A 19,449-nucleotide genomic window follows, 5' to 3' on the forward strand; every position below is an offset into this window, starting at 1 on the left:
TCAAAATATATACACAAATATGTATTTTTATAAGCATTCCAATACAAAAAAACCATAAACAGGGAGTTAATCCTGCTTACGGTTTTTTCCACAAAAGGATGAATACTTTAGTTATAGAATGATGGCAATTAATCCACCCGATCCTTCATTAATAATTCTTCCTAATGTTTCTTGTAGCTTATATCTAGCATTGTCTGGCATCATCGCAATTTTGCCTTGAATACCCTCACGCACAATGGAATGGAGCGAGCGACCAAAGATATCTGAATCCCAGATCTTTATCGGATCATTCTCGAAGTCTTGGATGAGGTAGCGAACAAGTTCTTCACTCTGTTTTTCAGTCCCAATAATTGGTGAGAACTCAGACTCAACATCTACACGTATCATATGGATCGACGGTGCAGTCGCTTTCAGACGGACACCAAATCTAGATCCTTGACGGATCAATTCTGGTTCATCGAGCGTCATTTCAGCAAGAGAAGGCGCCGCAATTCCATATCCAGTCGTCTTAACCATTTCTAACGCTTCAGCAAATCGATCATATTCACGTTTTGCATGGGAGAAATCCTGCATTAATTGCAGTAAATGATCTTTACCTCGGATCTCTACACCAACAACTTCCATTAGAATCTGATCATACATCTCATCTGGCGCAAAAAGGTCAATTTCAGCAACACCTTGACCCATATTCATTCCGCTAAGAGCAGCTCTGTCAATGAATTCATAATCCATAAACTGAGATACCACACGGTCCACATCACGTAGTCGACGAATATCCTTCACTGTATCACGGACTGAATTCTCGTAATTCGTACGTAACCAATGTTTCTCATTCAACACCATAACCCAACTCGGAAGGTTCACATTCACTTCATGAACTGGGAATTCATAAAGAACTTCACGTAATACACCTGTAACATCATCTTCTGTCATAGTAGCAGCACTCAGAGACATTACTGGAATATCATATTTCGCTGCTAGTTCACTACGCAATTGAAGTACCTCTTCACTGCGAGGACGTGTCGAGTTAATGACGAGGACAAAGGGTTTGCCCACTTCTTTTAATTCTGCAATGACCCTTTCCTCTGCCTCTACATATGAACTTCTCGCAATTTCTGAAATAGATCCATCCGTTGTCACGACTACACCCAATGTTGAATGCTCCTGAATAACCTTTCTTGTTCCGATCTCAGCCGCTTCCTGGAATGGAATCGGTTCTTCGAACCAAGGTGTGGAGATCATACGTGGACCATTCTCATCTTCGTAGCCTTTGGCGCCTTCTACAGCGTATCCCACACAATCCACAAGACGAACATTCACTTCCAAGCCCTCAGCCACATTAATCTGCACCGCATTGTTTGGTACAAACTTGGGTTCGGTAGTCATGATTGTTTTTCCTGCAGCACTCTGTGGAAGTTCATCTACTGCCCGAATTCGATCTGCTTCATTAGAGATGTTCGGAAGTACAATCGTTTCCATAAATCTTTTGATAAATGTTGATTTTCCTGTGCGAACCGCACCGACGACACCCAGGTATATATCACCACCTGTTCGCTCGGCAATATCCTTAAAAATATCTACCTTTTCCAAGAGAGATCCCCTCCTCATAATACTCCGAAGGAAAAATGCTTTTAAGAGCATCCGCTTCGTGTTCCATCTGAGGCCTCAACCATAGCAACGGATGAGCAGCCTTTCCATGTCGTTAGTAGTCCGCCGCCGGTCGTATAAGAATTTGCTTCAGAACGGCAAAGCGACGTTACTCGTTCGGGCATTTGGACTAGTATCATATTATGTACCTTAACAAAACAATATGACGGGTATTTTAAAAATATGGACAACAATATTTCCACTCACTTCTCCATCCCAATCAGTTATATGCGATGGCGGTTCGTGTTATGACTGAACTTCGTTACACAAATAAAAAAAAGACCCCTCCAAAGACGGGTCTACTTAAAAGTCCATTAAAAACATCTTTCAATTAATCACTAGGGTTTAATCGCAACAGGTGCTCCATTTATCCACTTATAAGGTAGTGATTTGACTGGAACATAATACGAATTATTTAGAAGATATTCTCTCAAATCCTCTTCATCCTTCGGCTTATGATCCGATTTATCAATCGCTTGCATAATATCAAATGCATAATCGACATAGACTTGTCCATTGTTATCTATGAGGAAGGCCATCTCCTCATCAGAATATACACTACTAAGCTTTATTGATGGAACACCAGCCTTCGCAAGATCTACAGTATAGATATTAGGATATAATTCTTGCGAATAAAGCAATTGATCATCGTGTTCTCGCTTATACTTATCCACAGCTTGTTGAACATCATTCACCTTTTGTACCGCTACTAGGTCCATGACCTTAATGGTTGGATCAGTCTCTTCATTTTGAATTAGAAAATAACCGCTTCCGCCCTTTTCAAACGCAGTACTCGGAATATCATCCATAAATCCCAACGTTTTCAATTTAACTAAGTCCACTCTGAATTTCTCATAACGTGGTGTATCTTGATCGGCATTTATAATAGGTAACACGCCATTTTCTTTCTGAAAATCATCAACGGCCAATTGAATCCGATTTACACTTTCGCGATACGAAACTCTAGGTGAAATGTTATCCTCAGGGTATAAACAGCCCGTCGTTACCGACATTAGCAATATAACCATCATTAATAAAGATACTATTCTAGTTTTCATTAACCCACATCATCCTTTCAGAAAATTTATATTTAAGGATTATAAATCACCATAGTTCATCTTCAAAATCCTTGTTTCTTGCAGCTTCAAGTTGTTTACGGATTGCAGCTTTTAGTCGATCTTCGGGAATGTTCACTTCGACATCACCTTGTATCAACGATTGACAAGATAGACGAATCCCTTCATTCACCAATGAGCCTAACTTACGTCTCTCTACATCGTAAATCGGAGATAGAGCTAATGAATGTTGTTCGCTCACTTCTATCTTACACATCAAACAGCCTGCCTTACCTCCACATCGTGTTGGAATATGTACTCCACAATTGCGAGCTGCATTCAGTACGCTTGTACCGTGTCTGACTTTAATATGTTTACCTACTGGTTTAAACGTTATAGTATGATCCACTACAATCACCTCCTATGCTCAATTACGATCATAAGCAACATATTGCAGTATACTGGGAAGCTCCAATAATGTGGCGATCTGCCGAATATGGTTAACTTCTAACCTGTTAGTGTCTAACAATTGTACTAATAACGGTACATGGCGACCTGGTTCCTGCCGGATAACTGTAGCTATCGCTTCATATCTATCTTTGCGGTCCCTTAGTAAATTAAATAAAAGCTCGTGGCTAAGAGGCATTAATCCCATTGGAATACCCTCAAGTTCGATCTCAGAAGCATGAGGATGAAGCTTACCTTCCACTTCAACCTTATACTGGGATCCTTTCGCAGTGATTCTAAAATCGCCTACCAACTCAATCTGAGTATCGTTTATATCATAATGACTAAGTATGGACGAATATAGTCCACTTTTGTTTAGCACTTGCTTATCTGTAGACCATTCTTCCATCGCGGTGTGTAGCATTTGTACTGAATTCATATCAGCATACAAATCAATATCCCGTGGAGGACTGAGAACTTCCACTCCCTGCAGTAGCAAGCTGCAGCTCCCCCCGACCAACCAGACTCGATTGGTTGAATTCAAGCATCTAGCAGCCATTTGTAGTGCACACTGCATTTCGGTTATGAGATGATGCATCGTTTGTCACTTCCCTTGTTCGAATACTACTACTATTTTAGAAATATGTTTTATTCCGAGCTGTAATCTGACCTGAAGTTTTCACTAGAGCTTGGCACCCTAATCGGTATCCTTCTTCCATTTCTTCTGGATCAAGACGCGCATGCTCTGCCTTTGTCGGCGCCTCCAAGTGTTCAGCACCTTCTTCAATGATACAACGACAACGAGCACACGTCCCACGCGTACACATATGCTGCCAATCAACAGCATGCTCAATAGCATGTTGGAGTATAGTTGAACCCAGTTTCGGTTCTACACTTTTTGTTACTGTTCTTCCCATAAGTTGTACAGATGATGCCATCACAAATTTCACCAACCTAATCCTGTATGATTATTATAATTTCAGTGCTAAATCAGGGAGACTACGCCACCTAGGAAACCAACTAACATAAATCCAAAAGCAATAATAGACAACAGTCCTCTTAGTATTCCCTTGGTCTTACTACGCGCATATGTAATTAAAAAAACAGAAAGTCCCATCAATAATATTCCGACGAGAGATACCCACATCTTTGTCATTGGATCCATATCATTAAAAACTCCATTCTCACTAAGGTCATATTTCGTTATTATAACATGAAACTTGTCCCAATTCGCAAAAAAAGGGCAGAACATCCTGCAGCCTACGGCTACAATATGTCATGTCCTATAGTATAGTCTTCATATAATAAAACTTAGAAATATTGAACTAAAGTATTCTGCTCTCGCCTTAGTTCAATCTTTCTTGATAAATCTATTTCTTCATCATCATTTGCATTAAAGTTTCCATACTTTGGGAATTCATGCCACTTTTCTTAACAGCATTCACAATATCCTTTATCGTATTTTCACTAACAGGTACATTCGCCATGGCAGAGACTTGCTTGATCAATTGACGCAACTGATCCTCATTCTGCATAGTCGTCGGTTTGACGGTACTTGCAAGCTTCTTAACTGCACTTTCAGTAATATTTTTACCTGTTTTTTTGTTAATAGCATTCAGTGCATCTTTGGGTATATTCTTGCTCAAATGTTATCCCTCCTCCGGCAATATCCTCACAATATAATATGAGGATAGGCCGTAAAAGGTGAATGGAATAACTTATGTGTGCCACTGTTCCCAAGTATCCAAACGCATATTCTCCATTTCGGTCTTTGGATCGCGTCCCATAAGAGTTTCAACCGCAATACGAGCATCTCGTTCTTTGAACAGTACTTGATAAATCTGATCTGTAATAGGCATCTGGACGCCATGCTTAATCGAGAGCTTGTGTGCAGCTTGAGTGGTTCTAATCCCCTCTACAACCATACCCATAGACTCTAGAACCTCATTCAGCTTATTCCCTTCACCTATTAATGACCCTGCCCGCCAATTCCGACTATGCTGGCTTGTAGCCGTCACCACAAGGTCGCCTATACCCGCTAGACCAGAGAACGTAAGAGGATTGGCTCCTAGTTCTACACCTATACGCGAGATTTCAGCAAGACCTCTCGTTAATAGAGCAGCTTTTGCATTATCACCAAATCCTAACCCATCCGACATACCAGCGCCAAGCGCAATAATATTCTTTAGGGCACCTGCTAACTCAACACCAATCATGTCCCTATTCGTATACACTCGAAAATAGGAATTCATGAATAATTCTTGAGCAGCTTCAGCTTGTACTTTATTGAGCGAGGCTACTACAACCGTAGTAGGACAACGACGAATAACTTCTTCTGCATGACTTGGACCAGATAATACAACGATATCTCCTTCAGCACAACCAAGTTCCTCAGAGATGACCGAAGACATTCGATGTAGCGTCTCTGTCTCAAATCCTTTAGTAGCATGAATACATAACATATTTTTCTTCCAATATTGCTTGAGTTCACGTGAGACTTCTCTCATAGCAGAAGAAGGAGCAACGATGACAACTGCATCTGAATTTTCTACAGCATCTTTCATGTTAGAAGTAGCTGTAATATTAGATGCTAGTGTAACACCTGGTAGATATCGACTATTCGTATGCAACTCGTTGATTTCATTAACCTGTTGCACGTTACGGCTCCATAAAGAAACATCTAGGTTATTAGCAGCGAGCACACTGGCCAGTGCCGTACCCCAACTTCCTGCAACTAGTACGGAAACTTTGTTAGACAACACGTTTTCCTCCTTTGCTGGATCCCCCTGAACCGATTTTGTTTTCGCGGTGTTGAACGATTTTCACAATATTCGTTCTATGCCGAAAGATAACAAATGCAGCAATGATAAGGCTACTCCAAAAAGTAGGTGAAGGATAGCCACCCAACAGTAACATTACAAAAGGGGTTATTGCTACGAAAATCAATGATCCTAACGAAACATATCTAGTAATCACAATGGACACTATTGCAATCACGCCAGCGATTAGAGCAGGGAAGAAACTTAAAGTAACCAAAACGCCTATCGTCGTTGCAACACCCTTACCTCCACGGAAATGAAAATAAAGAGGCCAGTTATGACCGATGATAGCAGCAATCCCACAAACCGCTGGAATCCACGCTGCGTCTCCTCCAAGCCATTTACCAAGCCATACTGCAATGATCCCTTTAAGTACATCTAAACAAAGTACGACAATAGCCGGTCCTTTTCCCAATATACGTAATGTATTGGTTGCCCCTGCATTTCCACTACCATGTTGACGAATATCAATTCCCTTCAGCATCTTAGCCAAAAGTACACTAAAACTAATGGAACCTATTAAGTAACTCATGATGAGTGAAATTATTTGCATTAACAAACCGTCATCACCTAACCTTCATCAGACTTACGCCGGGTGAATATTCTGATCGGCGTTCCTTCAAAATTAAATGCGCCTCGAATCTTATTCTCTAAATAACGTTCGTAAGAGAAATGCATCAAATCTGGATCATTCGCAAATACAACGAACGTTGGTGGTTTCGTTGCTACTTGTGTTGCATAATTGATCCGTAGTCTACGTCCCTTATCCGTCGGAGGAGCATTAGAAGCAACTGCATCCGATACGACATCATTCAACACATGTGTTGGTACACGTAGGGCATGTTGTTGAGCTGCATGCTGAACAACAGGCAGTAGTTTCTGTAGCCGCTGTTTTGTTTTGGCCGAAAGGAAGACGATAGGAGCATATGTCATAAACAAGAAGTGATCTCTAATCTTCGTTTCGAAATTCTTCATGGTCTTATCATCTTTTTCGACAACATCCCATTTATTCACAACAAAGACTGAAGCCTTTCCTGCTTCATATGCGTAACCAGCAATATGCTTGTCTTGCTCGATAATACCTTCTTCAATATTCAGAACCATAAGGACCACATCTGCTCTTTCGATGGCTTTCATGGCTCTCATCACGCTATATTTTTCAGTATTCTCATATACTTTCCCACGTTTACGCATACCTGCTGTATCGATAATAACGTAACGTTGTCCGTCACGCTCAAATGGTGTATCGATCGCATCACGAGTCGTTCCTGGAACATCACTCACGATAACTCGCTCTTCACCCAAAATAGCGTTAACTAACGATGATTTTCCAACATTTGGTCGTCCAATTAAGGCTACTTTAATGATATCATCATCATATTCTTCTTCTACAAGTTCAGGTAAGTTGTTAACAACAGCATCAAGTAAATCACCAATACCTGTTCCATGACTTCCTGAGATACCAATAGGATCCCCGAATCCAAGACTATAGAACTCATAAGTATCTTCAACTTTTTTGAGGTTATCTACTTTATTGATAGCTAGTACGATTGGTTTACCAGAACGGAACAACATTTGAGCAACTTCTTCATCCGCTAATGTAATCCCCGACTTCGCATCACACATAAACACGATAACATCTGCTTCTTCTATTGCAAGTTCAGCTTGCATACGGATCGATTTCATCATAAGATCGTCACCGTCTAATTCAATACCTCCAGTGTCAATAACACTGAAACTTTTACCATTCCAATCAGATATTCCATATATCCGATCACGTGTAATCCCTGGCTTGTCTTCTACAATAGCCATACGATCACCAATTAACCGGTTAAATATCGTTGATTTACCTACATTAGGTCTACCCACGATCGCAACTACGGGTCTTGCCATAAAGCATTCCTCCTGTCAAATCTTACGAATATCATCATAGCAAAAAACAACTCTTTTTGCTAACGTTTCACAATCTCTTATATTTGTTAATTTATATGTCATAGGTAGAGTATTGTGTCCCGCTACCTATTATTATGTGCATTTATAAAAAAATATCGGCGAACCCCACGGGAGGGTTCGCCGATTTCATGGAGCATCAGATCTCGATCATTTAAATTTATCGAGCTTATCGCCGAATAGATCGCCAAGTGTAAAGCTTAGACCCTCATTAGAAAGTGATACGTTAGGGTTGTTGAATTCCACTTTAGGCTCTCTTGAATTTCTAGGCGCTCTTGGTTTATCAGATCTTTGTTCTTGAGCCGGAGCTTCTTCTGTTTCTTTAATACTTAGGCTAACACGTTTTTCAACTGGGTTCATTTCAAGAATCTTAACTTGAACCTGTTGGCCTTCTTGTAATACTTCTTGTGGTGTAGCAATATGGTTGTGTGAAATTTGGGAAATATGAACCAAACCTTCCACGCCAGGAACAAGCTCAACGAATGCTCCGAATGCTACGAGACGTTTAACTTCACCAGTTACAACGTCACCTGTATTGAACTGACTTGCTGCTGCTTCCCAAGGTCCTGGTTGTGCAGCTTTAATGCTTAGGCTGATTTTACCTTTTTCGGAATCAACTTTAAGCACTTTCACTTTAACTTGCTCGCCTTCAGAAACGACATCAGAAGGTTTCTCAACACGGCTCCATGCGATTTCAGATACGTGTACAAGACCATCTACACCACCGATATCAACAAATGCTCCGAATTGAGTAAGGCGTTGAACTGTACCTTCAATCACTTGGCCTTCTTTAAGGTTAGCCATGATTTCAAGTTTCTTCGCTTCAAACTCACCTTCAAGTACATCTTTAGCTGACAAGATCACTTTATTGTTCTCACGATCAAGTTCTTTCACTTTCACGCGCAATGTACGACCTTTGTATTCGCTGAAATCTTCAACGAAGTGGCGTTCAACCATAGAAGCAGGGATAAATCCACGTACGCCCACATCTGCTACTAGACCACCCTTAACGACATCAGAAACGATAACTTCAATGATTTCTTGGCTCTCAAAATTCTTCACCAAGATATCCCATGCTTTCTCGATTTCTTCAGCACCACTTTTCAATATGGCTTGTTCCAATTCCTCTTGGTTTAATTCTTCTACCACTTCTTCATTCTTAATTTCTTCCGACATAACAATACCCTCCTCAATTCAAAACCCCATTTATTTAAACCTGCTAAAGCAGTGTTCAAAACACATTATGCTGTAGTATCTTTCCATAAAGGAATCTCCTTCATGCATAGATACTAATTCAATGATGGCTTACCTGTCTTTTGCATTTCATAAATACGAGACATAATTCGTTCTGTGACCGCTTCAAGTTGGTCGCCTGTACCTTCTTCCATAAACTCAGTCAAATCTACAGGAGCGCCATATATAACTTTCATTTTACGAAAAAGCTTATATTCACCAATAATAGCAGCTGGAATAACCGTTGCTTTAGAGCGAAGTGCGAAACTTGCAGCTCCCTTTTTGGCAACACCTGTTGTAGAATTACGAGTTCCCTCTGGAAAAATCCCCATAAGTTGCCCATCACGCAAGATGTTTATAGACAAACGAATCGACTCTTTACTAACCCCACCACGTTTAACAGGAAAAGCACCTAGTTGTCGAAGTAGCCAGCCAAACACGGGAATATCAAACAATTCCGCTTTAGCCATATATTTCACTTGACGCTTTAACTTAATGCCTACGGTAATAGGGTCCATCACACTAATGTGATTCGCACAGAGTAATACGCCACCTTCAGTAGGGATATGATTCTTACCTACCGTCTCCAAACGATAAAGAACTGCAAATATGAGACGTAATAGTCCTCTGCAAAAAACATAAATCATCGAATTTTCTCTCCATCCCTCTGACTTTTGCAAAATGAAACAATCGTGGTTACTACTTGTTGAATATTCATATTGGTAGTATCGAGAACAGTAGCGTCCTCTGCACAACGAAGAGGAGAAATCTCCCTTTGTTCATCCAGAGCGTCTCGCTTCGCAATATCCTTCTCAAGTTGTTCCAGTGTCATATCATCAGCATCACTCAGTTCGCTAAATCGACGAAGAGCTCGTTCCTTAACGCTAGCAGTTAAGAAAACCTTAACTTCGGCATCAGGAAGCACCGTAGTTCCGATATCTCGCCCATCCATCACGACGCCTTTACGCAAAGCCATTTGCCGCTGTAAATGTACTAAATGAGTACGCAGCCCCTCGATTTGCGCATATCGGGACACCATACTGTTCACTTGCGTAGAACGGATGTACGACGTAACATCTTCACCATCAACAAAGACCTTCTGTCCTTCAGAGCCTGGTCTTAATTCAAGCACCATGTTAAGTGTGTGTCGAAGCACCTCATCTTGACACTCAGGATCTATGCCAAGTTTCGTCATAAACCATGTGACGGCTCGATACATAGCACCCGTGTCGACATAGATGTACGACAATTCATTTGCTACTAAGCGTGCAACTGTACTCTTTCCTGCCCCAGCAGGACCATCAATTGCAATGTTAATTCTGTCAATCAATTCTGTCTGTTGCCTAACCAATGGGGTATTCCTCCCATAACATCAACTCAAGAAAAAAGCAGGCATTGCCTGCGACGTAAGAATTATACCACATATAAGATATTCATGCAAAAGGAACCGTCATTTTTCCCTTACCAATCCTTTACATTACGTTCAACCATAGGTATGCCGTCCATTCTATAAACAAATGACAAGTACACTCGTAATTGTGGAATCTGCATGCAGATCTGAAAACAAATCAACGTACATAGTAATGTCCAAAATACAAGCTTGACCACTTTTGTACTCGCTCGAAACAACTCTTCAAAAAGTGCAATGTAATGATCTAACTGTTCTTGATTCTCTTTCATTCTCATAATCTCCCGGAATTTTTTCCGTTAGTGTACCTAATCAGAGGAAATTACATACATTCATCATTATGAAATTATCGGTCTCGAAAATCAAATTGTCGCTCAAAGCAATATCGAATCAATTTCTGACGCTCCACATCAGATATACTCATGAATTTAAGCATAACGATACTCCGATGATGTTCCTGATCCTTAATACGTACAATTTCAGCGTTCAGTGGAACATGTTCCACTGAACCATTTTTATAATGGACTAGAACCCAACATGATAACGTGTCGCCTTCTGTAAGATTATATTTAGATACAGAGTAAAATGACAGTCCACCCCCACTAATATCTACTGTCGTGGAAATAAATCGTGTCGTATCTTTCAATTTCACAGCAATCTCTACTTCTGCATTCACCCGTAAGAAAGTTCGCCTCTGAATTCTCGAGATCGTCTCTGGTTCCGGCTTACGAATTCTAACCATACGAATAACATCTTCCTTAAACCCTAAAACATATGTATTGAAATAATGCTTAACGCCGTTCTCATTTAAATAATATACAGATAACTCATCGCCTACATTCAATCTCTTCAATCGACGTACGGATTCTTGCATTGGAATCTCCATCAAAATAGACTGTTCTTCAATATCTGAGATTCTGGACTTATATTCGATACTCGCTTCCATCTCGTTAGCAGAATCAATATTAATAAATAGGAGTTCATTTACTTTTGGATACAAGCTGCTCACCGCCATCGTTCGTAATAGTATCATCTGCTAGTAATTATATCATGCCTATCGCTTTGTGAAACAAAAAAATGACACCCGAGTGTTTGATCATCTCGAATGCCACTTTAATGCGTTGTATGAACAGCCCTTATTTTGACTTGATAGGCGTCTTGATCTCTTCCACTGCTTTTTCCGATCCATCTTCAGCACTAATGTAAATTCGATAGTTGGCTCCATTCACCTTACCACCAAACTCATAGCACAATACTTCGTTCGAAAGCTCATCTTCGATAAGCGACTTACGACTATAGTCCTCTTTGAAGTCTATGTTTAACTTTTTCCTAGCTTCATCTAGACTAAGTTTTGCTTTAGGGATCGGTCTTTGAGCATGGTGTTCATATACGAAATCACTTGCTTGAAACCCAGTAACCTCTCCATTATCAAGTCCTACACGGATGGTCATCTTTTCTGGGTAAATAAGAACATCATCTTGTTTACGAACATAAGTGAAGTTCCCCATGTTCCCATACTCATCAGCCATGACCGGAGTCATATTACTATATCCTTTTTGTTCAAGAAATTTATCGACTTTCCCTCGGGAAAGTTCCATATCCACTTTTTTGTCCCCGATGGTCCGTTCGTCCGTGTAGGAGATTAATATCCCTCCTTTTTGTGTGAAATCCATAGCGATAGCTGCAGAATCCTTATTTTTCTTCACTTTAGCTGTAAAGGATGCCCACTCTGTCCCTTTCCCATTCTCGGTAAGTTGGACTTCTGGGTTTGACCCTAGATCAGCAAATTTAATAGCTTTACGATGAATATCTTCTTTGGTTACTGGTACACCATCTAATTTCTTTACTGCACGTTTGTCCTTCATCGATGCTACAGAAGGACCCCAATCCATATCTGGATATTCTCCCACGGTTTTATCAACTGTCCTAAATCCATCAATAATACTATTCTCACCCGTTGATTGACTTGCTAACGCAGTTTCTACATCCATCCAACGTAGGCGGCTATCAATAACTTTGTTCTGCACACCTTGTAAATCCTTAGCAATTTGACCTGAATCTTTATACAAAACCTGTAACGTCTTAAATTCCTTATCGCTCAGTGGTTCTTTATCTAGATCGCGTATCGAAGTCTGGTAAGCTAGCTTAGATATTTTTGATAAAAATTCTTCTGTTTTGTTAAAAGGAAGCATCGTGAGGGGTAGTTGGTTGATTTCATTCTGTGCTTCACTGGTCATGCGCCACACGTTGACTAGACCTTTGCGATGCATGGATGCGGAAGTAGAGTTTACTGCTAGCGTATTTCCGATTTCGCCATGTAGTTTATCCATATGAAAAGACAAATCATGAAACGCTCGTTGATATTGATTCTCCGCTTTGATGAGGATTGCATTCTTCTCCTGATTCTCTTGATACCCCCACACCATAGCCCCAATCAACAATAACGTCATGACTGGAAATAATACACCACTTAACCTTTTATACATATGTCTCCAAGTCTCCTTTCTTGTAATCCTTGCCGTTAGTGTGACAAGAAGGAAGACGTCTTATGCATGTTGGTCACTCTTTCTTTTAGAATGTTTTGTCAATCTAAGTTCAAACAAGGTTCTCGGTCTGTTGTATCAAAAAAAATGCTCTTCAATTTCAAAGTGCTGTTGGTTATCACAAAGACACTGTTTAAAGCCCGTTTCAATCTTCCCCTGTTCCTTTTTACCACTCAATATAAAAAATTCGCCGCATTCTTGACATATAATTTTAACTTTCACACGCAAAAAAAAGACACCCCCATCTTTGAATGACATGTAGCTCGTAAACGTCATTTCATTAGATCAAGTGTGTCCAACAAATTTAAGTATTAACCTCTTCTTCCCTCTTCAGGAAACGAAAAGGAGAACGACTATTAGCACGAGTTACTTTCCCCATTCCTCCGTACCACAATATTACCATTAGAGGGATCATAAGCCATAACCAATAATCAGTTACGGTTGACAAGATTAGATCATACGTCCCGTGAAATAGTAATGGAATCAAAAGTGAATACACAAGAAACCGCTTGGTGCGCACCCCATTTGAAAAGCGAGCACGGCCAAAATAATAGCCCATAATGACCCCAAATAAGGCATGACCCGAAACAGGAAGTAACGCGCGTATAAACATGGTCCCAATTGAAGCGTGGCTGTACCAGGCGTACATGACATTCTCTACGGTTGCAAAACCCAGCGAAACCGTAACAGCATATACGATTCCATCATATGGTTCATCAAATTCCACGTGGTTATAAATAATGTAATACAAGACAATCCACTTCAATAATTCCTCAACACCCGCAGAGATGAAAAATGACTGTACAAAGGGCCCATGACCAAGCCACAACGTTAGCCCTCTCTGAATAATCATCACTGGGATGACAATTAGCAGTCCAAGTAGGAATATGCGTATCACCATATGAATGGGTTCTGCATCATATTTGTCCTTTAGATAAAAAAACGTCAATAAAGCAATTCCCGGCGCCACTGCAGACGCAATTACTGAAAATAGTAGCACCGTTTACTCCTCCGTCTCCAAACACAAATGATCTGCTGTTATTTCTGTCGAGTGAAATGATGACAAATAACTTGAACCGCATCGAATGGGATAATGACTTTCCCATATTCTTCAAGCACCGCTTCAGTTGTTGAAATCGATTCTCCGAATTCTGCTAAAACAGCAATCAATGAGGGATGCTTCAATTCGTCTAAATCTTCTGGATCCAAATACAAAACCCATTTATCTTTATAGTTATACAGCTTTCCAGCCTCTGTAATATTTCCTCGAAGTACGTGAGCCGCTTCTATTAGCACCTCAAAATCATTAAAGGCATATACAATAGAATCACTTTGTTCAAGCGTGACTTCCATTTCATAAACTTCCTCTGGAATTTCATCTTCGCCCATACTGGCGTATTGATGTTGATCGTACTTTCCTCTAGTTACGATGACGACCATACCTTGAGCAGGTAAGGCAAACACTTCGACAGCCAAAGGTCCTGTTGCATCGAAACCAACTTCATTATAGGCTTGATCCATCATGTCAGTGAACAGGTCATGCACCTTCGGTATTTCTTGCCACATGTCTTCCTTTTGGATGCCACGCTCGCTTAAATCATCAAACGTAAGGAAAATCCGTATCTTATCTGGACTTAAACGTTCTATTTTCATGACAGGATCCTCCTTTGCAAGCAATGAGATATTACAAGTTATGATGTCTCATTTTAAATGTGCTAAAAATGGTTCTTATGTAAGTATCGTATCATTTTCTATTCATAAATGCACGAATTAATAAAGTCAAAAAAAGAATCATTCAATCAGACAAACTCGCCTGATAAATGATTCTAAGGTAGGCATTTAAGTTTACAAACCAGGTATGACCGTATTTGTTTCTTTTAGAATCATATCCACTTCATATTTGACATCTGGATTTTGTTTAATAAAATCCTTCACCATCTTCATACTGGATTCCTTCGAATAGGTCTGTGTCTGAGTTCCGGATGTAGCAGGTGATTCATGTGTCGAATTGTGAGTGGAGCCACTCGTGGGACTTTCACCAAAGCTATCCCCAACAAAGTTCATTCCTGATGTTGCAAAATCCATCATTTTGCCTTTGGCTAGGTCTGCGATTTGATTCACAGAACCATTTTGGTTGTTTTTGGACATCATATTGGTAGCTGCTGCACCAATAACAATCCCGGTTAAAAGTGACGAAATATTCACATGTGTAGCCTCCTTATGTGATAGAATCATCGCTAGTATTTGCATTAATTTAAGTACTCATACGGTTAATTACAGGAAAGTGAGATGGAATAATGTCCAAACAAGCAACAGTACTATTCCTGATTTGTTCTTTTTTGCTTAGTTCATGCGGAAATTCGACATCAGGGAGCTCTAATTCAAATGTGACACCTAATCAAATTCAACAGTCTAAAGAAGAAGGTAAGGCACCTAATACCGAAGTCAGCAAACCAAACAACATACCATCAACAGAACCCATTCCAGCAGAGACAGATCCAACAACACCAAAGGCTGAGACGGATGAAGCAGCTCCAATCGAAATGAAATATCATATGAACAAAAATTACGACATCATTCCAAATGATGAAGAAACTCCTAAAAAGGTCGTTCTACTCACATTCGATGATGGACCAAAAGAAGCTTCTATGATCAATAGCATGATTGATACATTGGACAAGCATCATGCAAAAGCGATTTTCTTCGTGAATGGTTACAGAGTTAAAGAAAACCCGGATCTCCTTAAGCTCATACATGATCGCGAACAAATCATTGGTAATCATAGCTGGGATCATATTGTATTGAAAAACGAGTCAGAAACAGAAGTAAAAAAACAAATTGAAGATGTTCAAAAAGCTGTTAAAGATATTACTGGGACAACACCTGTATTCTTTCGTCCGCCTCATGGTGGAGGTGGAGATGTAGGAAAAAAGGTTGCCAAGGATAATGGACTGTTATATATGACTTGGTCAAATGGATCATTGGATTGGGAAATGAAAGCATCCGATGCTAATAAAACGACTGCCCTCATTAAGAACATTACCGATCAACTCCATTCGGGAAGCAATATTCTTATGCATGAATTGCCTTGGACAGTTGAAGCATTAGAGGCATTGTTAGTGGAACTTGAAGGAAGAGGATATTCATTCGTAGATCCTCGAAGCATTGAGTTGGAGATGAGGTAGGAATGGCTCCATTCCCTAAATCCCTAACCCGTATTCTTCAAAAATCGTGTGCGATGCCGCTACGATGACGGATTGTCCTTCCGCTTGCTGTTGCCCTCTGATTGTATTATAAAAAAAGGAATTACCTTACCAAGGCTCAGTTTATGAACCCCTGTAGGGTAATTCCTTTTTTTAAAGTATGGTTGTATTATCATCCATCCACCTTACTTGATCTTAATGTAATAAGATGCATTTCTGCAGGGCAACGTAATCTCAGCGGAAGATGACGATATCCAAATCCTCGGCTCACTAACAATGTAGCCGTTTTCACGACAGCATTTGGTTGTTTCCATTGGAACAACCCACATGCGATATGATGATATTCCTTGTCTAATGAAATAAGTCCAAAGAACGGAAGATTGATCTGACCTCCATGCGTATGTCCAGCAAAGGTAAGGTCAGCTGGTTTAACGGAAAATCGATTAATCCATGCCGGATCATGAACAAGTACGATGCGGCATGTCTCCATTTCAGTGATAGGTAACTTGGGTAACGCTGGATACGAGCGTTTGCGAAACGGAGGATAATCCATTCCTGTCAACCACACATGATCTCCATTTTTGTCCAATCGAACATTACTGTTCATTAACAATTCTATATCACATTGTTCAAGCATCTTATCCAATGAAGACGTCTTAGCTTTATAATCATGGTTCCCATGTACTGCATACACAGGAGCCACACATCTAAGAAGCTGCATATTATTCTTTACACGACTCATCGGAACATTCTTCTCCATGATATCTCCGGCAAGAAACACCCAATCCACTTGCCCTTTTAGTGACATTAATAACGTATTTGGTAACTTCCTCCGATGAATATCAGTGATTAAGAGAATACGACTTCCATCAAAAGAAGTTGGAAGTCTATCCATTTCAATTTCAATCGGAATCACTTTATTACGAAATGCCTCATTGATCATCCTGTAAATTAGAGATAATCCCACTAAAGCTACACCAGCAGAAGCCCAGATCAATGCACTCATCACCAAATCTCCTTTAACGGTGGTGCACCGATTAGCCCCCACCATACTAATCCAACTGTTAGAATTAAGAAGAGAAAGATTAATGTATTTAGAAATATTTTGCTTAATTTAACAGTATGGCTTGAATAGGTATCCGTTCGGGAAGGCACATGCTCGCTCGCATTATCACCTTCATTGTCCGATTTACTTGATCTTCTTAAGGGTTCGTTCTTGCTAGAAAGCTCTTTATGTTCTGCGGTTGTTCTATCTCTTCTTAATCCAGTACGTATTAAAGGCTTCTTCTCCTTAAGCCTACGCTTCTTGCTCGATTCTACTCTACTTAATCCACTGCTCATGTTTCCCTCCGAAATCGAATCACTAATCCAGAAATCAAATCTATAACGAAATGACAAATAATTGGGGCCCACAATGATCCGGTCTGGATGTAGATGAACCCTAGTCCATAACTACTCAGAAAAACCCAGCCTGTAGGAATCCAATGTTTCAAATAGCGAATATGAATTAGTGCAAATATAATACTGGTCCAATACGGACCTATAGCATACTGGATTGCCCCACGAAATAATAATTCTTCACAAATGGCTACCATAGCTGCTATCAATACGATGTGCCATACAGGGCGATCACTGAATAACATTTTGTTTATTCCACCGTCATCCATCGCATCTTCTGGCATAATTCTGGATACAAGGAAGTCTATCATAAGCATGACACCAGCTAACCCAAGACCCCATGCCACAAAATTGACATTTTGCTGAAATGAAAATAGTTCAATTGGATTTCTCTTCTGTAAAAAGATCCAACATATGCCGATAAGTAAAGTAAGGCCTTGAGTAAAATATAGATTGATAAGAAGGAGCCGAGTCGTTAATTGATTTGCTGACACTTGTTTAATCCTTATTTTCGGGACTTTAAATTTTATTTTTTTCATTGTGTCCTGCCTGTTCTTAATTAGTTTTATTTGACATTTGAAGGAGATATTATTATGAAAAAAGGCACTTCTCGAATTGAATTGTATTTCAGCCTAACGCTAATATCCGTTCTCATCTTAAGCGCTGCAGCTTTCTTTATGGGTGTTAAGGTTGGTGCCGACAAAGTAGAGTCCAAGTATAGCTACTTAAAGATTGCACCCGCTGAACCTGAATTCAACGATTCATACCAACAACAAGACTTGGTTACATTCTATCATACTGTATTTTTACCTTATCGAGAATTCAAATCAGAATGGGTTGCTAAAACAGAAATAATAAGTCAAACCGAAGATTCCGCTCAAGTCAAAAAGATACTCAGACAACTTCGAAATCTTGCGGATGAGAAATATAAAGCAATCACGAAGACCACCATGTATTCCTCATCTCCAATGCTACAGGAATCCCAGACAGAACTCCTGAAGAGCATTCGTCTGTTTCGTGAATCCACGGAGAACATTGCTTCGTCCTCGAATTCTAATAGCGGCGAGAAATTAATGAGAGAATTCCAACAAAATGATTTATACACGAAAGGGATAAATTATGGCCTTTCAGCTCAAAAGAAGTATTACAATTCAATGCTAAAATGGAATGCTAAAGTGGACCCATCTCTAACCTTAAAATATGATTTCTCAAAAGATCTTTCCTTCACTTCATGGAAAAAATATTCTTTAATTGTTAAAAACGCTGCCGTATCGACTATTTTGACAAAAAAATCAATCTATGGTGCTTATGATCCTCAAGATATGACAGCAAGAATTGACAATATGATCAACTCAGGCAAGACCCAGTCTATGAATCTGCATTCGGTAGAAGCCGTTATTAATCTATTAAACAATACCGATGCTGTAAAAGAAAATGACTTCAAAAAGTGGAAGAATACATATTACACCAACGAACTTCTTCCTCAGTTACCCTTCTTTTATGAAGTACATTGAGGGTTCTCAGGTGCTATACAGTATAAAGAATCATAGCGAATTATAAGAGGGAATTCAAGTTATCCTCACTTTCCTAACCTAAATTACTTCATAATGCTATTGACATCTCTTACGCGACCATGATACATTATGGAAAAATTAAGTGCGAATAAGTCGATGATGGAAAAAGGACAGATCAATAGCCTTCAGAGAGTCGGTGGTTGGTGCAAACCGATGGCGAGAATTTGTCTTA

Annotated in this window: 25 protein-coding genes, 1 pseudogene and 1 other annotated feature (1 of these 27 cut by a window edge); of the genes and pseudogenes, 2 read left to right on the plus strand and 24 right to left on the minus strand. The window is 39.9% G+C overall.

Annotated features, from left to right (window positions below; all coding sequences use genetic code 11):
• Positions 1 to 111 precede the first annotated feature (111 nt).
• The 21 genes and pseudogenes from spoIVA to PBAT_RS09800 form a co-directional block, all read right to left on the minus strand.
• Entirely contained in the window at positions 112 to 1,590 is a 1,479-nt protein-coding gene (gene spoIVA / locus PBAT_RS09710; protein ID WP_068598455.1) for a stage IV sporulation protein A, read from the minus strand.
• 41 nt (positions 1,591 to 1,631) lie between these two features.
• The gene (locus tag PBAT_RS25240) at positions 1,632 to 1,787 is read right to left on the minus strand and encodes a hypothetical protein (protein ID WP_157091312.1); all 156 of its coding nucleotides are present in this window, start codon (positions 1,785 to 1,787) and stop codon (positions 1,632 to 1,634) included.
• Positions 1,788 to 1,985: 198 nt separating this feature from the next.
• Positions 1,986 to 2,705, minus strand: coding sequence for a hypothetical protein (locus PBAT_RS09715; protein WP_068648957.1), 720 nt, complete (start codon positions 2,703 to 2,705; stop codon positions 1,986 to 1,988).
• 46 nt (positions 2,706 to 2,751) lie between these two features.
• A complete protein-coding gene (locus PBAT_RS09720) occupies positions 2,752 to 3,111 on the minus strand; it encodes a 2Fe-2S iron-sulfur cluster-binding protein (protein WP_068648959.1) in 360 nt (119 codons plus the stop codon).
• Positions 3,112 to 3,129: 18 nt separating this feature from the next.
• Positions 3,130 to 3,648 carry a hypothetical protein gene (locus PBAT_RS09725; RefSeq protein ID WP_246168267.1) on the minus strand — a complete coding sequence of 173 codons (519 nt, stop codon included), beginning with the start codon at positions 3,646 to 3,648 and terminating at the stop codon, positions 3,130 to 3,132.
• Positions 3,649 to 3,784: 136 nt separating this feature from the next.
• Entirely contained in the window at positions 3,785 to 4,087 is a 303-nt protein-coding gene (locus tag PBAT_RS09730) for a 2Fe-2S iron-sulfur cluster-binding protein (RefSeq protein ID WP_068648963.1), read from the minus strand.
• Positions 4,088 to 4,134: 47 nt separating this feature from the next.
• Complete coding sequence (locus PBAT_RS09735) at positions 4,135 to 4,314, minus strand: DUF2768 family protein (RefSeq protein WP_068649079.1); 180 nt, start codon at positions 4,312 to 4,314, stop codon at positions 4,135 to 4,137.
• 205 nt (positions 4,315 to 4,519) lie between these two features.
• Positions 4,520 to 4,795, minus strand: coding sequence for a stage VI sporulation protein F (locus PBAT_RS09740; protein WP_068648965.1), 276 nt, complete (start codon positions 4,793 to 4,795; stop codon positions 4,520 to 4,522).
• A gap of 72 nt (positions 4,796 to 4,867) precedes the next feature.
• A complete protein-coding gene (locus PBAT_RS09745) occupies positions 4,868 to 5,908 on the minus strand; it encodes an NAD(P)H-dependent glycerol-3-phosphate dehydrogenase (protein ID WP_068648967.1) in 1,041 nt (346 codons plus the stop codon).
• Positions 5,901 to 6,527 carry a glycerol-3-phosphate 1-O-acyltransferase PlsY gene (gene plsY, locus PBAT_RS09750; RefSeq protein WP_068648969.1) on the minus strand — a complete coding sequence of 209 codons (627 nt, stop codon included), beginning with the start codon at positions 6,525 to 6,527 and terminating at the stop codon, positions 5,901 to 5,903. The genes PBAT_RS09745 and plsY overlap by 8 nt, the downstream gene beginning before the upstream one ends.
• 11 nt (positions 6,528 to 6,538) lie before the next feature.
• Complete coding sequence (gene der / locus PBAT_RS09755) at positions 6,539 to 7,861, minus strand: ribosome biogenesis GTPase Der (RefSeq protein WP_068648971.1); 1,323 nt, start codon at positions 7,859 to 7,861, stop codon at positions 6,539 to 6,541.
• A gap of 207 nt (positions 7,862 to 8,068) precedes the next feature.
• Positions 8,069 to 9,046: pseudogene (gene rpsA / locus PBAT_RS09760) on the minus strand (30S ribosomal protein S1); the annotation flags it as partial.
• Between the two features lie 161 nt (positions 9,047 to 9,207).
• A complete protein-coding gene (locus tag PBAT_RS09765; RefSeq protein ID WP_068590162.1) occupies positions 9,208 to 9,798 on the minus strand; it encodes a lysophospholipid acyltransferase family protein in 591 nt (196 codons plus the stop codon).
• Positions 9,795 to 10,502, minus strand: coding sequence for a (d)CMP kinase (cmk, locus tag PBAT_RS09770; protein WP_068648973.1), 708 nt, complete (start codon positions 10,500 to 10,502; stop codon positions 9,795 to 9,797). Before cmk ends, PBAT_RS09765 begins: the two co-directional genes overlap by 4 nt.
• Positions 10,503 to 10,612: 110 nt before the next feature.
• Positions 10,613 to 10,831, minus strand: a complete 219-nt coding sequence (locus PBAT_RS09775; protein ID WP_068648975.1) for a hypothetical protein — start codon at positions 10,829 to 10,831, stop codon at positions 10,613 to 10,615.
• A gap of 74 nt (positions 10,832 to 10,905) precedes the next feature.
• On the minus strand, positions 10,906 to 11,592 hold the full coding sequence (locus tag PBAT_RS09780; protein ID WP_248912424.1) for a flagellar brake protein: 687 nt from the start codon (positions 11,590 to 11,592) through the stop codon (positions 10,906 to 10,908).
• A gap of 103 nt (positions 11,593 to 11,695) precedes the next feature.
• Positions 11,696 to 13,045, minus strand: coding sequence for a germination protein YpeB (gene ypeB / locus PBAT_RS09785; RefSeq protein WP_068648977.1), 1,350 nt, complete (start codon positions 13,043 to 13,045; stop codon positions 11,696 to 11,698).
• A gap of 135 nt (positions 13,046 to 13,180) precedes the next feature.
• Entirely contained in the window at positions 13,181 to 13,360 is a 180-nt protein-coding gene (locus PBAT_RS25245; protein WP_149466362.1) for a hypothetical protein, read from the minus strand.
• A gap of 46 nt (positions 13,361 to 13,406) precedes the next feature.
• A complete protein-coding gene (gene prsW, locus PBAT_RS09790) occupies positions 13,407 to 14,102 on the minus strand; it encodes a glutamic-type intramembrane protease PrsW (protein ID WP_068648980.1) in 696 nt (231 codons plus the stop codon).
• Between the two features lie 38 nt (positions 14,103 to 14,140).
• On the minus strand, positions 14,141 to 14,755 hold the full coding sequence (locus PBAT_RS09795) for a genetic competence negative regulator (protein ID WP_068648982.1): 615 nt from the start codon (positions 14,753 to 14,755) through the stop codon (positions 14,141 to 14,143).
• 192 nt (positions 14,756 to 14,947) lie between these two features.
• The gene (locus PBAT_RS09800; protein WP_149466363.1) at positions 14,948 to 15,307 is read right to left on the minus strand and encodes a hypothetical protein; all 360 of its coding nucleotides are present in this window, start codon (positions 15,305 to 15,307) and stop codon (positions 14,948 to 14,950) included.
• Positions 15,308 to 15,399: 92 nt separating this feature from the next.
• Here PBAT_RS09800 and PBAT_RS09805 point away from each other — a divergent pair, with 92 nt between their 5' ends.
• On the plus strand, positions 15,400 to 16,287 hold the full coding sequence (locus tag PBAT_RS09805; protein ID WP_149466364.1) for a polysaccharide deacetylase family protein: 888 nt from the start codon (positions 15,400 to 15,402) through the stop codon (positions 16,285 to 16,287).
• A gap of 190 nt (positions 16,288 to 16,477) precedes the next feature.
• Here the strand turns inward: PBAT_RS09805 and PBAT_RS09810 are convergent, their stop codons facing one another.
• The 3 genes from PBAT_RS09810 to PBAT_RS09820 are packed head-to-tail and all read right to left on the minus strand — an operon-like array spanning position 16,478 to position 18,242.
• Positions 16,478 to 17,311: a metallophosphoesterase gene (locus tag PBAT_RS09810; RefSeq protein WP_068648986.1), complete on the minus strand. Its 834-nt coding sequence runs from the start codon at positions 17,309 to 17,311 to the stop codon at positions 16,478 to 16,480.
• Positions 17,311 to 17,646: a hypothetical protein gene (locus PBAT_RS09815; protein WP_068648988.1), complete on the minus strand. Its 336-nt coding sequence runs from the start codon at positions 17,644 to 17,646 to the stop codon at positions 17,311 to 17,313. Before PBAT_RS09815 ends, PBAT_RS09810 begins: the two co-directional genes overlap by 1 nt.
• On the minus strand, positions 17,643 to 18,242 hold the full coding sequence (locus PBAT_RS09820) for a CPBP family intramembrane glutamic endopeptidase (protein WP_068648990.1): 600 nt from the start codon (positions 18,240 to 18,242) through the stop codon (positions 17,643 to 17,645). Before PBAT_RS09820 ends, PBAT_RS09815 begins: the two co-directional genes overlap by 4 nt.
• A 54-nt stretch (positions 18,243 to 18,296) precedes the next feature.
• Here PBAT_RS09820 and PBAT_RS09825 point away from each other — a divergent pair, with 54 nt between their 5' ends.
• The gene (locus tag PBAT_RS09825) at positions 18,297 to 19,217 is read left to right on the plus strand and encodes a hypothetical protein (RefSeq protein ID WP_084402941.1); all 921 of its coding nucleotides are present in this window, start codon (positions 18,297 to 18,299) and stop codon (positions 19,215 to 19,217) included.
• Between the two features lie 147 nt (positions 19,218 to 19,364).
• Positions 19,365 to 19,449, plus strand: a binding site (T-box leader) (it continues 142 nt past the right edge of the window).

Origin of the sequence: Paenibacillus antarcticus (genome assembly GCF_001637225.1) — a bacterium.
Classification (GTDB): domain Bacteria; phylum Bacillota; class Bacilli; order Paenibacillales; family Paenibacillaceae; genus Paenibacillus_AQ; species Paenibacillus_AQ antarcticus.

Bases quoted from the DNA above. Each gene is read 5' to 3' on its own strand.
- PBAT_RS09780 (WP_248912424.1), bottom strand. From the start codon at position 11,592: ATGATACTATTACGAACGATGGCGGTGAGCAGCTTGTATCCAAAAGTA.
- ypeB (WP_068648977.1), bottom strand. From the start codon at position 13,045: ATGTATAAAAGGTTAAGTGGTGTATTATTTCCAGTCATGACGTTATTG.
- PBAT_RS09805 (WP_149466364.1), top strand. From the start codon at position 15,400: ATGTCCAAACAAGCAACAGTACTATTCCTGATTTGTTCTTTTTTGCTT.
- PBAT_RS09730 (WP_068648963.1), bottom strand. From the start codon at position 4,087: ATGGCATCATCTGTACAACTTATGGGAAGAACAGTAACAAAAAGTGTA.
- der (WP_068648971.1), bottom strand. From the start codon at position 7,861: ATGGCAAGACCCGTAGTTGCGATCGTGGGTAGACCTAATGTAGGTAAA.
- PBAT_RS09815 (WP_068648988.1), bottom strand. From the start codon at position 17,646: ATGAGCAGTGGATTAAGTAGAGTAGAATCGAGCAAGAAGCGTAGGCTT.
- PBAT_RS25240 (WP_157091312.1), bottom strand. From the start codon at position 1,787: ATGATACTAGTCCAAATGCCCGAACGAGTAACGTCGCTTTGCCGTTCT.
- PBAT_RS09775 (WP_068648975.1), bottom strand. From the start codon at position 10,831: ATGAAAGAGAATCAAGAACAGTTAGATCATTACATTGCACTTTTTGAA.
- PBAT_RS25245 (WP_149466362.1), bottom strand. From the start codon at position 13,360: ATGTCATTCAAAGATGGGGGTGTCTTTTTTTTGCGTGTGAAAGTTAAA.
- PBAT_RS09735 (WP_068649079.1), bottom strand. From the start codon at position 4,314: ATGGATCCAATGACAAAGATGTGGGTATCTCTCGTCGGAATATTATTG.
- PBAT_RS09765 (WP_068590162.1), bottom strand. From the start codon at position 9,798: ATGATTTATGTTTTTTGCAGAGGACTATTACGTCTCATATTTGCAGTT.
- PBAT_RS09810 (WP_068648986.1), bottom strand. From the start codon at position 17,311: ATGAGTGCATTGATCTGGGCTTCTGCTGGTGTAGCTTTAGTGGGATTA.
- PBAT_RS09795 (WP_068648982.1), bottom strand. From the start codon at position 14,755: ATGAAAATAGAACGTTTAAGTCCAGATAAGATACGGATTTTCCTTACG.
- PBAT_RS09715 (WP_068648957.1), bottom strand. From the start codon at position 2,705: ATGAAAACTAGAATAGTATCTTTATTAATGATGGTTATATTGCTAATG.
- PBAT_RS09820 (WP_068648990.1), bottom strand. From the start codon at position 18,242: ATGAAAAAAATAAAATTTAAAGTCCCGAAAATAAGGATTAAACAAGTG.
- PBAT_RS09825 (WP_084402941.1), top strand. From the start codon at position 18,297: ATGAAAAAAGGCACTTCTCGAATTGAATTGTATTTCAGCCTAACGCTA.